Annotated in this window: 8 protein-coding genes; 5 read left to right on the top strand and 3 right to left on the bottom strand. The window is 39.2% G+C overall.

The window, feature by feature from the left end; genetic code table 11:
- Positions 1 to 9: 9 nt before the first annotated feature.
- The gene (locus tag ABEG20_RS17310; RefSeq protein WP_406824502.1) at positions 10 to 2,820 is read right to left on the bottom strand and encodes an outer membrane beta-barrel protein; all 2,811 of its coding nucleotides are present in this window, start codon (positions 2,818 to 2,820) and stop codon (positions 10 to 12) included.
- 134 nt (positions 2,821 to 2,954) lie between these two features.
- On the opposite strand from ABEG20_RS17310, the gene ABEG20_RS17305 reads away from it, so the two are divergent.
- On the top strand, positions 2,955 to 4,766 hold the full coding sequence (locus ABEG20_RS17305; RefSeq protein WP_406824501.1) for a DUF4153 domain-containing protein: 1,812 nt from the start codon (positions 2,955 to 2,957) through the stop codon (positions 4,764 to 4,766).
- Between the two features lie 46 nt (positions 4,767 to 4,812).
- Here the strand turns inward: ABEG20_RS17305 and ABEG20_RS17300 are convergent, their stop codons facing one another.
- On the bottom strand, positions 4,813 to 6,354 hold the full coding sequence (locus ABEG20_RS17300; RefSeq protein ID WP_406824500.1) for an aldehyde dehydrogenase family protein: 1,542 nt from the start codon (positions 6,352 to 6,354) through the stop codon (positions 4,813 to 4,815).
- 115 nt (positions 6,355 to 6,469) lie between these two features.
- On the opposite strand from ABEG20_RS17300, the gene ABEG20_RS17295 reads away from it, so the two are divergent.
- Together ABEG20_RS17295 and ABEG20_RS17290 are read left to right on the top strand one after the other, a co-directional pair.
- Entirely contained in the window at positions 6,470 to 7,348 is an 879-nt protein-coding gene (locus tag ABEG20_RS17295) for a TraB/GumN family protein (RefSeq protein ID WP_406824499.1), read from the top strand.
- 80 nt (positions 7,349 to 7,428) lie between these two features.
- Positions 7,429 to 9,936 carry a M1 family aminopeptidase gene (locus ABEG20_RS17290; RefSeq protein ID WP_406824498.1) on the top strand — a complete coding sequence of 836 codons (2,508 nt, stop codon included), beginning with the start codon at positions 7,429 to 7,431 and terminating at the stop codon, positions 9,934 to 9,936.
- Positions 9,937 to 10,044: 108 nt separating this feature from the next.
- Here ABEG20_RS17290 and ABEG20_RS17285 read toward each other — a convergent pair whose 3' ends face one another.
- Complete coding sequence (locus ABEG20_RS17285) at positions 10,045 to 10,500, bottom strand: nuclear transport factor 2 family protein (RefSeq protein WP_406824497.1); 456 nt, start codon at positions 10,498 to 10,500, stop codon at positions 10,045 to 10,047.
- Between the two features lie 250 nt (positions 10,501 to 10,750).
- Here ABEG20_RS17285 and ABEG20_RS17280 point away from each other — a divergent pair, with 250 nt between their 5' ends.
- Positions 10,751 to 12,154 (top strand): tetratricopeptide repeat protein, encoded by a 1,404-nt coding sequence (locus ABEG20_RS17280; protein ID WP_406824496.1) that lies wholly within the window; start codon positions 10,751 to 10,753, stop codon positions 12,152 to 12,154.
- A gap of 60 nt (positions 12,155 to 12,214) precedes the next feature.
- Positions 12,215 to 12,982, top strand: a complete 768-nt coding sequence (locus ABEG20_RS17275; RefSeq protein ID WP_147230194.1) for a phosphosulfolactate synthase — start codon at positions 12,215 to 12,217, stop codon at positions 12,980 to 12,982.
- The last annotated feature ends 57 nt before the right edge of the window (positions 12,983 to 13,039 follow it).

The raw sequence follows: 13,039 nt of genomic DNA, 5'->3' as shown, positions 1-13,039 counted from the left end.
GCATGCGAATTATTTTTGAGGTGTTCCTCCACCCATTTTATTAAAATCCCAAATTAAAGAGAACATAAAATATCGGCTGATGTTATTGTAATTGGTTTGGGTGATCATGTTCGAATAGGCATACCTCCTGAAGCCACGGTTTTGGTTAAACAAATCGTTTCCACGGATGGTGAATTTCAAATCTTCTTTTTTAAAGAACGATTTGGTAACCGAAGCATTGATGATTACCTGCTCAAAACTGGTATCAAAAGCCTGTGATTTGGGTGTATAGGTATATTCGCCATCGGCCTGGAGTTTGATTTTTTTTGGCAAATTAAAACTCATGCCTCCCCAACCCTGTAAGCCCCACCCTTTATTAGACCGTTCTTTTTGTAATGAAGCAACCTGTGCATTATAGCTGGGGCCGAAACTCAAATAGATTTCACTTTTATCTTTGTATCGGTTAATATTTAATGAAGGGCTAATATTGGTGCTCACTACTTGGTTTAATTCTACCTCATCACTGAATTGACTTTTTACATAACTGTAACTGGTGCTACCACCTGCGTTTAAACTTAGACCGATATTGGAATCAAATAAAAATTTCAGTTTTCTGTTGATGCTGCTATAAATATTATAATTAACGGGCGTTTTACCCGAGAGATTAACCGATTGGGCAATCGTTTTTCCAGTGGCATCGGTTTGCGTATTGCTAACAATGGCTTTATTTACAAAACCGAAACTGCCGCTTATGTATATGGATTGTTGACTTAGCACTTTATAAGAATTATAACTGGCATTAAAGCGGTTATCAAATGATGGTGCCAGGTTAGGATTGCCTAAAGGTTGGTACAGTGGGTTATCGTTTACCTTTACAGGTTGCAACTGATCTACTGTAGGTTGATTGGTGTTTCCGTTATAGCTGATGCGAAAAGATTTCTGCGCGGAGAATTTATACAGATAGCTGGCCTGTGGCAACCAGTTAACAAAGCTTCTTTTATAACGCTGACCGGAAAGCTGCTCCAACTGATCGAAATTTACAGCACTTAATTTGCTCCCAAAACTAACGGTTGTTTTTGTGGTCTTATAATTCAATACTGCTCCACCCTGGTTGATATATTGGGTAGCTTTAAAATCGTTACTAAATACTTTATCCAATATATTGTAATTTCCGGGAGCCGATTGATTGAAGGATTTACGGTCAGAACGGCTGTCATTAAGGCCAAAACCATAATTCAAAACTAAAGCCAACGACTTGCTTAGCGGCTCGTTGTAGGTTAAATTGGTACTGAGAACAGAATTGCGGGTGGTATTAGTTTTAAATTGATCGGTTACTTCACCCCCATTTTTTACACCAGCCTCGTCAAAATACTTTACATCAGAATATAAAAAACCTTCACTGTTGATCTGATTAATCTTTTGACTAATGTTAACCGAATAATTACGGCCTGGTTTTTTCAGCTTCTTAGTATAAAATGCGGAGATGTTAAAATTTTGCTCTTTGCCATCATTGCTGTTCTTCTGATCATTGCTATTTAACTTAGAATTGTCGCCTCTTAAGCCCTCACTTTTTGAACTAGAAGCATAGTCGCTGTTTTTAAGCATTCCATCAACGGATACCTTTAAATTACTTGTCGTATCCAACTTAACGGTATAAGTTGCATCCAGTTTTTGCCTAAATACATTCCGGTCAGACATTTCGTCGGTAGTGGTATTGATGATCCCGTCAGGTAAATTATTTTGACTGATGGTATTTTTAGTCGTTTTAATGCCTAAAGCACCTAGTTTATAATTGGTATTAATGGTTTCCCTATCGCTGTTCCATTTATTATCATAATGCGCACCACCGGTTATTGCCCTCGGGATACCCTCTCCGTAATAATTACCACTTTCCAGGTCATCTCCGCCACCGTAGCTAAACCATATACTTCCATCATCACCCATCTGCATGTTATCATTTCCTGTACCCAGTTTGTTGTTGTCCTGCCAGCTTAATCCTGTTGTACCATTATTGCTGGCTGTGCCATACACAGAGAACTTCTGTTTAGCTTTAAAGTGATTGAACAATACCTGGCCTTTATAAAAATCACGGGTACCGTAACCTGCATCAACTTTACCGAAATAACCACTTTTTTTATCTTCTTTTAGTTTAATGTTGATTGTTTGTGTTTTCTGCCCGTCATCAACTCCGGTAAATGCCGCCTGATCGCTTGATTTTTCATAAAGTTGTACCTTATCTACCATATCTGCCCTTAAATTTTTGGTCACCAGGGTTGGATCATCTCCAAAAAATTCTTCACCATCAACCAGTACTTTTGGTACGGTTTTACCCTGTGCGGTTATCTTTCCATCTTTATCTACCTGTATGCCGGGCAGTTTTTTTAACAGATCTTCTACCTTATCATTCGGTTGAATCTGATAACTCGAAGCATTGAATTCTGTAGTATCGCCCTTAATTTTAATGGCTGCTTTCTCTCCCTTGATAATGACATCGGCAAGTATTTTTGCCATCCCGGTAAGATTAATCTTGCCATAATCTTTTACCTGAGTGGTAGAATCGAGCATAAAATGATCTACAAAATCGGCATACTTCGGGTAGGAAACCAATAAGATAAATTTTCCGTTTTTGATTCCGGTAAGCTCGAATGTGCCATTTTCTGCTGCACGGGTAAATTTTACCAAAGTTGAATCTTTAGCATTTAAAACGACAATAGATGCGCCTGATAAAAGCGTTGTAGATGCGGTATCAATCGTTCGGCCTTTAAGGGTATGAAGGCTCTGCGCTTTGGAATGTGTAATGATAAAAATGAAAAGGCATAGCGAGAGCAGTAAACGTTTCATAGATAGCGTTTGGTTTTGTTTGCCGAATATAAACTAATGGATTAGTTAGTTGAAATGATTTAACCTTTTTTAACAAAAAAAATCTTCTTCCCGGCAGGCATGTAAAAAAAATTATCTTTATTAAAAAAAACCGGATGAAATTACCTTCTCTCCAACAGCTCTATTATGGCTTTAGAAACGTAATCAAGCGTTTTCCTTTACCATTTATTTTTGCTGTTGCCGCAACCTGCTGCTGGTGCTATTATATTCATGTTTCTGATTATCGTAACTATTCAGAACAGCATGAAGATTTAAAAGATCAGTTAATAAAGGCCATCGCTATTTTAAACCTGGCACTTACACTGGTATTGGCAATCGATTTAATATCGGAACGAAATCGATATCCGTTAAAGAAAAAGTGGCTATTACGGTTTGGCGGTTTAATGATCAGTATTATTCTTTATTTCAGTCTCGATCCTGCAAACTATTCGGCAGATCTTTACCGCATTTTCCTATTTGCTTTTGCCTTTCATTTACTGGTGGCATTTGCACCCTTTATCGGTCAGGAGGTGATAAATGGGTTTTGGCAGTTTAATAAAGCACTTTTCATTCGGTTTCTTACTTCCGCACTTTATTCAGCCGTATTATATGCGGGATTGGCAATTGCCTTGGTTGCCATTGATGGGTTATTTAATGCCGGCATAAAATGGCAAACCTATATGACATTATTTGCCATGATTAGTGCCGGCTTCAATACGATTTTCTTTTTGGCAGGTATTCCAACTGATTTTAAAATGCTGGAGGAAGACCATAGTTATCCAAAAGGTTTAAAAATATTTGCACAGTTTGTACTTGTTCCATTGGTAGCCATATATTTAGCCATTTTATTGGTATATGAGATTAAAATTGCTGTTTTATGGGAGCTGCCCAAAGGGCTGGTATCAAGCCTGATTTTAGGCTACGCAGTTTTTGGGATTCTCTCACTATTATTGGTTTATCCGGTTAAAGAAACGGCCGGTAATAGCTGGATTAAATTGTTTTCCAGGTTCTTTTATGTGATGATGATTCCTTTGGTGGTGCTTTTACTGCTGGCCGTTTGGAAAAGAGTTGGTCATTACGGTATAACTGAAAGCCGGTATATATTAACGGCGCTGGCACTTTGGCTTGCTGGTATAACTCTTTATTTTCTGTTTAGCAAGAGGCAGAACATTAAGGTCATCCCAATAAGTTTGTGCATCATTTCAATAGTGGCCACATATGGTCCGCAGAGTGCATTTTCTGTATCGAAATATTCACAGTTAGGGCGTTTAAAAAGAATAATGAACAGCCGGAAAAAAGACGACCTTAAAGAAAAGCCTGCCGTAATCAGGTATCTGGTGTATACACATGGATTAAAAACATTACAACCTTTTACTAAAAAGGATCTCTCTAAATTAGAAGAAAAGATAGAGGGTACCAATAATTATCGCTATAGCAAGCGGATGAATAAGGTAGATACCGCATTAGCTATTTTTAGGGTTAAAGATGAATGGGGTATTGAAACAGGTCTCAGTATCACGCTTCAGAATGATGAAAACCAGGTATTAAATATTAAGGGTTATGATTACCTGGTCGAACTAGACGGATATCCCCAGGAAAAAACAATACCTTTCTATGGTACGGATTTAACTACAAATAAAATCAGGTCAAAAATTTCGCTATTGATTAATCATCAACCGGCGTTGCAAATCGATTTAAAGGAAGTGTTTGTTCAAGCTTCCAAAGCATATCAAAAGGGTAACTTAAAAGCTGCGGATCAACAACAGAAATATCTGTATCCGGCAAAGCTGATGAGTGTTTCTAAAAATATTAATGGATATCAATATACGATTGTGGTTACTTCATTGCAGGGCACCTATTACGAAAATGATGTTCATACCGATCCATGGTTTGAGACAAAAAGTTACCTGCTGATAAAAAAGCTTTAAATTAAAATTGTAGCTGGCCGGGATTTTAAATCCCGGCCAATATTAATTACAGATCAAATTTTATACCCTGTGCCAATGGTAGGGTATCCGAATAATTGATGGTGTTGGTTTGCCTGCGCATATAAGCTTTCCAGGCATCCGATCCACTTTCACGGCCGCCACCTGTTTCTTTTTCGCCACCAAAAGCCCCGCCTATTTCGGCGCCTGAAGTGCCGATATTGACATTGGCTATACCACAGTCAGATCCGTTAGCAGATAAGAACTGCTCTGCCTCTCTTAAATTCAAGGTCATAATGGCCGAAGATAATCCTTGAGGAACAGCGTTTTGTAAGGAAATAGCCTCTTCTAAGGTTTTATATTTAATCAGATATAAAATTGGTGCAAAGGTTTCGTGCTGAACAATCTTAAAATCATTCTGCACCTCTGCAATGCATGGCTTTACATAACAGCCGCTTGTATAGCCCTCTCCAGCTAAAACGCCACCTTCTACCACAAAATTGCCACCCTCAGCTTTACATTTAGCTATCGAATCCAAATAGGCTGCAACGGCATCAGTATCAATTAACGGACCCACGTGATTATTTTGATCTAAAGGATCGCCAATGCGCAATTGTCCGTAAGCTTTAACCAGTTTCGCGGTAAAAGCATCATACACACTTTCGTGGATAATTAACCTTCTGGTAGAAGTACAACGCTGGCCTGCCGTACCAACTGCACCAAATACCGCACCGATTAAACTCATGTCTAAATCGGCATGTTCTGAAATAATAATGGCATTATTGCCGCCAAGTTCCAACAGGCTTTTTCCTAACCTTGCGCCCACTGCGGCCCCCACTGCCTTGCCCATTCGTGTTGATCCTGTAGCAGAAATCAAAGGAATCCTTCCATCATTGGTCATGAGTTCGCCAATTTCCCGATCTCCTAAAACCAGGCAGCAAACCCCTTCTGCTATTTCATTATCTTTAAAAACCTTGGCCATAATATGTTGGCAGGCTATGGCGGTTAAAGGTGTTTTTTCTGATGGTTTCCAGATGCACACATTGCCGCAAACCAAAGCCAGGGCTGCGTTCCAGCTCCATACGGCTACAGGAAAATTAAATGCAGAAATGATCCCTACAATTCCCAGGGGATGCCATTGCTCGTACATGCGGTGGCTTGGGCGCTCGCTGTGCATGGTTAAACCATAAAGCTGCCTGGATAAACCCACTGCGAAATCACAGATATCGATCATTTCCTGCACTTCGCCTAAGCCTTCCTGCAAACTTTTCCCCATTTCGTAAGAAACCAGGGTGCCAAGGGCATCTTTATTTTCACGTAACGCATCACCAAACTGGCGCACCACTTCTCCTCTTTTGGGGGCCGGAACCGAACGCCAGGCAGTAAATGCCTCTTGTGCCTTAACTACAACAGTATCATAATCAGCTGCGCTGCCAACTTTAGCCGTAGCAATCAGTTTGCCATCAACCGGAGAATAGCTTTCCAATGTTTTTGCGTTTGTTGCCCCGCCCCAGTTACTTCCTGTACTATAGGCTGCATTGTCTGCTTTAATGCCTAATCTGTTTAAAATAGATTGAATATCTGTAGCCATATTTCTATCGGTTTACACAAAAAAACAAAAAAATAAGGGAAGCAGGGCATGTTAGCGGTTAACTTTATTACAATTCTTGATATCTTGCCCTAATTTTGAGCAATACCACTATTCAATGAAAAACATAAAATTATTATTCATTGCCCTTTTAGGCCTTGGTCTCAGTCTTCACGCACAGCCTAAAAAGTCTACCAATACCCTACTCTGGGAAGTTTCTGGAAATGGATTAAAGAAATCATCGTATTTGTTTGGAACACATCATTTTACCAATAAGGAATTTGCAGATACGATGCAGGTTTTACAGGACAAATTAAAATCGGTTGATGGTGTAGTGGGTGAGCTAGTAATGGATAATACCTTACAAGGGCGGATGGCCCCGTTTTTAGTGATGAAAAACAACACACTGGATAGTTTATTTACCCCGGCTGAATATAAAGAGGTTGATGACTATATTAAAGCCAGGAATCCGGCTGTAAACTTAAAACAATTCAACAGGTTTAAGCCTGCAATGGTGGGCGTGCTGATTATGCTTCTTGATAACCCCGAAATGAAAAATCTGAACAATGGCATAGATGAAAGCTTTCAAAAATTTGCCAAAAGCAATGCTAAATCCATACATGGTTTAGAAACTGCCGAATATCAGGGGGCACTTTTGTTTGATGATGACCTGCAAAAACAGAAAAAAGCCTTGCTTAAATCAGTTAGGGAATCGGATAAGAATAAGACTAAACTGCAGGAACTAACCGCTTATTACCTGGCGCAGGATATCGATAAATTAACTGATTTCTTTAAAACACAGGATGAAGAAACCAAAGAGTTTATGACTGAGATGCTTAAAAACCGTAATCAACGCTGGTTAGATCAACTCCCTGCCCTGATGGAAAAAGAATCTTTGTTTATAGCCGTTGGCGCTGGTCATTTAGTGGGTGCTGAAGGGCTGATAAAAGGGTTGCAGGCTAAAGGTTATACCTTAAAACCGATCGCAACCGATTAGGAGCGAAATAAAAATTACCTGGTAATTATTACAATTCTTAATATCTTGCCTTCAGGATACTGACTTATAAATCTTAAAAAATGAATAAAAAAATTATTGCCTGTGGCGTACTATTGGCCGGTGTTTTTGCAGCCAATCCGCTTTTCGCACAGGAACAAGCTGCAGAAAAATCAAACCTCAGTGTTTACCGCGTAACCCCAACAAAAATTAATGACCTGGTACACACCAAACTTGATGTTTCATTTGACTACGCCAAGCGCTACCTGTATGGTAAAGCGTGGATAACTTTAAAGCCTCACTTTTACACCACCGATTCGCTGACGCTTGATGCGCAGGGAATGGACATAAAAACTGTTACGTTGGTTGGAACCAAAGGAAATACCCCGCTTAAATACACGTATAACGATAATAAGTTGTATATCAATTTAAATAAAAAGTACACCAATGCCGAAAAATACACTGTGTATGTTGTTTATACAGCTAAACCTGATGAACTGAAAGTTAAGGGGAGTGCGGCCATAACCGATGCTAAAGGTTTATATTTTATCAACCCTGATGGTACTGATAAAAATAAGCCCACACAGATCTGGACACAGGGCGAAACAGAATCTTCATCGGCCTGGTTTCCAACCATCGATAAACCCGACCAGAAAACAACCCAGGAAATTTCGATGACGGTAAAATCGAAATACACTACCCTGTCGAACGGAAAAATGGTGAGTCAAAAAAACAATGCCGATGGTACAAGGACCGATACCTGGAAAATGGATTTACCACATTCGCCATACTTGTTTATGATGGCCATAGGTGATTTTAAAATCACAAAAGACAATTATAAAGGTAAAGAAGTAAGTTATTACCTGGAGCCTAAATATGCGCCTTACGCGAAGCAAATTTTTGGTAAAACACCCGATATGATCCAGTTTTACAGCAATTTGTTGGGCGTAGATTATCCGTGGAATAAATATGCACAAGTAGTAGCCCGAGATTATGTTTCAGGAGCGATGGAAAATACGACAGCTACCTTACATGGCGAGCAGGTACAAAAAACAGACCGCGAGCTATTGGATGGAAACGAAGAAGGTACCATTGCACATGAGCTTTTTCACCAGTGGTTTGGCGATTATGTAACGGCCGAATCATGGTCTAACTTAACTATGAACGAATCTTTCGCCACCTTTGGCGAGATCATCTGGCATGGGCATGATGCCGGCAAGGACGCGGAAGATAAATCGCGTTACGAAAAATTACAATCTTATATCGGCTCGACTAAAAAAGGAGAAAGTCCGGTTTTGGCACGCTTCTATTATAACGATAAGGAAGATATGTTCGATAATATCAGTTATGCCAAAGGTTCGGTTATTCTGTATGCCTTAAAAAACCAGATGGGCGATGAGGCTTTCTACCAATCGCTTAAACGTTACCTCACTACCAATGCCTTTAAAAATGGCGAAACGCACCAATTGCGTTTAGCCATGGAAGAGGTTACCGGAAAAGATTGGAGTCCTTATTTTAATCAGTGGTATTACAATGGGGGCCACCCGGTTTTAAGTATTGATTACGGCTATGAAAACGGCAAGGCAACCATTAAAGTTAAACAAACACAGGATGCCAGTGTGCAAACCTTTACGTTGCCGGTTAAACTTGATATTTATGCAGGTGGTAAAAAAATCAGGAAAGAAATCCTGATCAGTAACCGTGAACAGAATTTTAGTTTTGAGGTGAGTGCTAAACCCGATTTAATCGATTTTGATGTAGATAAAATTTTAGTTGGCGAAACCAATGACAATAAAACGGCGGAAAACTATTATTTTCAATACAAAAATGCGCCAAGTTATGCCAATAGAATTGAGGCCTTGCAATTTATCATGCAGAGCAAAGCCCAAAGCGGTCAAATGGTGTTATTGGAAGGCTTAAAAGATAAATCGGCAGATTTACGCGCTTTAAGTATTGCCGGCATTAATTTAGAAGATGCCCGGATTAAAGCAGCAGCTTTACCGGTTTTATTTGAGATTGCCAAAACAGATAAAAATACCGAAGCAAGATCAGCTGCAATCGTGAAATTGGCTGAGACCGGAGATCAGGCCTACAAAGCTTTAGTGACAGAAAGTTTAAAAGACAGATCGTACAGGGTAATTGCTGCTGGTGTGGATGGACTGGCCAAACTGGCTCCACAGGAAACGATGTCTGCCATAGCATCCTTAGATGAAGATACGAGAGCGCATATCGCACCATCGATCGCATCCATATACATCAACGATCCAAAAGACGACTATCAGGCATTTTATGATAACATCATGCTAACAGGCGATCGGGATAAGGTATTTGGAGTAGTTGGTCAGTATTTTCAGTATTTAAGAGCCAATACTAACCCTGCTGTTACCGAGCAAGGTATAACGAACATTGGCAACGCCATCGAAAGATTAAAATTACAACCCTATTTAAACAAGCAGTTGGCTGGTGCTTATACGGCTACTTCGCAGGGCAAAGCGAAACAGGCAGATGCTGTAAGCGGGGAAGCTAAAGCAAAACTGAACAAGCAGGCGGAGTTATTTAAAAAAGGTGCTGCCGATTTAGGAAAGGAATAATAAGGAGTTTTATGTTGTCATCCTGAGCCTGTCGAAGGATCTGCCGAAACAATGATGAAGGCGTTTCGACAGGCTCAACGTGACAAAATCTATCCTACATCTTTTATTTTAATTACACCCCTCTTTTCTCCTTGTATCGATAATATAGACAATTTTCCATCCCTGATCTCCTTTTACCAACTGAAAAGAATTAACGCCACAATGGCTAAATTTTTCGCCGAGGTAAAATTTATAGTCTGTCCAAACAGCGGCCAACGGACCATCAATTAAGATTTTGGTGAAAACGATGCGTTCATCATACTTTTCCTGGTGTGGCGAACCAATAAATTTGATAAAACTGTTAACAGATTCTGAATGTATATTCACTTTACCATCTTTGCTAACGATGGTTTGCATTATTGCTGCCGGCGCAAAGGCACTTCTGGTTAAAGAACTGTCTCCGTTCTTCATGCCGGTAAAAAGGTTTGTTATGGTTTTTTTAACTGCGCTTTCCTCATCGTTTTGGGCAAAGCCTTTTGTCGTAAAACATAGTAAAAACAGGGCAAAAATGACTAATCCTTTCATGACTTCCTCATTACGTATATACCATAAATTTATAGTATTTTTGTAAAAGAAGGGAAAAGGAACCGCGATGTTGCAATAAATCTATCGATTATCCACACATCTTAGTCACAGTTAATACGCTTTATATTCAGCTGTTTACAGTTTTTATTGCTGCTGATGTTAATAATTATTTTAAAAACGGATAATTAAAATTGTTAAACTTATCATGTGTTTTTCTGCTAATTGGCACGGTTCTTTAATAGTATAATATATGGAAGAAGAATTCTTTTTTGAATCCAACGAAGATGCACAACGCTCGGTAGAACGTTACGAAGAAATGCTCCGGAACCAGGATCAGTATTTTTTCGATGCAGGTGCATTCGAATACATTGTAGATTTTTACATTGAGAAAAATGATCCGGTCAAAGCTTTGCAGGTAGTTGATTTTGCCATCAGTCAGCACCCTTATGCAACAGTGTTTTTAATCAAACAGGCCCACCTTTATATCTTAACCAACAACAATGAAAAGGCTTTTATTGCCTTGCAAAAGGCCGAGCTCTTAGAATCATCAGAGCCGGATATTTATTTGCTCCGTGGTAATATCTTTCAAAATACCGAACGTTTTGATGAGGCTTTGGAAAACTATGAAAAAGCTTTGGGACTGGCCGAAAGTACGGATGAAATTTTATTACAGATGGCTTATGTTTACCAGAGCATGGGCGATTATGAAAGTGCGATTACCTATATTAAGCTAAGTTTAGAGCAAAATATGGAAAACCAGGATGGCTTGTATGAGCTTGCTTTCTGTTACGATGTATTAGATAAACAGGAAGAAAGCATCAAATTTTATCAGCAATATATCGATACTGATCCGTATTCTTATGCGGCCTGGTACAATTTGGGCAATAGTTTCCACAAACTGAACCTTTTCGAAAAAGCGATCGATGCTTATGATTATGCTATTTTGATTAAAGAAGATTTCAGTTCAGCCTATTTTAACAAAGGAAATGCGCTGGTGCAACTCGATAAATATGATGAGGCTATAGAAGTTTATAAACATACCTTTGAGTACGAACAGCCTAATGCCGATACTTATTGTGCCATTGGCGAATGTTACGAGAAACTGGAAAAAATGGACGAAGCCCGTTCATATTATAAAAAATCGGTAAAAATGGATCCTAAAATGGCTGATGCCTGGTTTGGGATTGGGGTAACACTGAATTTTGAAGAACGTTATTTCGAATCGCTGCACTTTTATAAAAAAGCGATTGATTTAGAGGCTGAAAATGCAGATTTCTGGTTCGCCATGGCCGATGCCTATTATAAATTAGGTCAGATTGACGAATCGATCGAAGCATACGAAAAAGTATTAGAATTTAATCCGTTGGATATTGAAGCCTGGTTGGATTTTAGTACCGTGCTTTACGAACAGGGGAAATTATTGGAAGCAGCGGAAACAATGGCAGAGGCGATTAAGAATAACCCGGAAGCTGCAGAACTGTATTATAGGATGGTGGCCTATCTTTTTGCAATAGGAAACTATGCTGATGCATTGGGGTATTTAGAAACCGCGTTAACAACTGACCCTGATAAACACTATATTTTATTTGAATATTTACCGCAATTACAGGATAACAGTGCCATTTTGAATGTTATAAACAGATATATAAGGTAACGACCTTGTGAGAAAAATTTAACTGATAAATCTGAAAATTTTTTTCACTTTTGTACGCATATGAATTATCCATTATTAAACGTTCCCGAACGTCCAGCTAAACCGCGCCAAAAAGGCTTAACAATGGTTATGGATAAGGGATTGAGCCTACGCCAGGTTGAAGATTTTATTGAAGTTGCCGGCGTACATACTGATATCGTAAAATTAGGTTGGGCAACATCGCATGTAACACCAAACCTTAAAGAAAAATTAGCTTTATATAAAAGTGCAGGCATTCCTACCTATTTCGGGGGAACATTATTTGAAGCCTTTATTATCCGTAATCAGTTTTCAGATTATCAGCGTGTTTTAGATCAGTACGGAATGGAATATGCAGAAGTTTCTGATGGCTCCATCGAAATTGAACACGACAAAAAATGTGGTTTTATCAGCGAACTTTCTAAACAGGTAACTGTAATTTCTGAAGTTGGCAGTAAAGATGCAGCCAAAATATTTGCGCCATACAAGTGGATTAAATTAATGCAGGCCGAAATAGAGGCAGGTTCGTGGAAAGTTATTGCCGAAGCCCGCGAAGGTGGTAATGTTGGTATTTACCGTGGGAGTGGCGAAGTGAGGGAAGGCCTGGTTGATGAAATTTTAACACAGATTCCTGAAGAAACCATTATTTGGGAGGCTCCTCAAAAAGAACAGCAGGTTTGGTTTATTAAATTGATCGGTAGCAATGTAAACCTGGGTAATATTGCGCCGGCAGAAGTAATTCCTTTAGAAACCATTCGCTTAGGATTACGGGGAGATACTTTCGACTATTTCCTGAACCAGGTAAAGTAAATACAAAATTCGTCGTTGCGAGAGCGCATAGTTAAATAAATCTTACAGGTTTCAAAA

Origin of the sequence: Pedobacter sp. KACC 23697 (assembly GCF_045348445.1) — a bacterium.
In the GTDB taxonomy this organism is placed as follows: domain Bacteria; phylum Bacteroidota; class Bacteroidia; order Sphingobacteriales; family Sphingobacteriaceae; genus Pedobacter.
The sequence above is the reverse complement of the archived record's forward strand: the minus strand, read 5'-3'. Positions and strand labels throughout refer to the sequence as shown.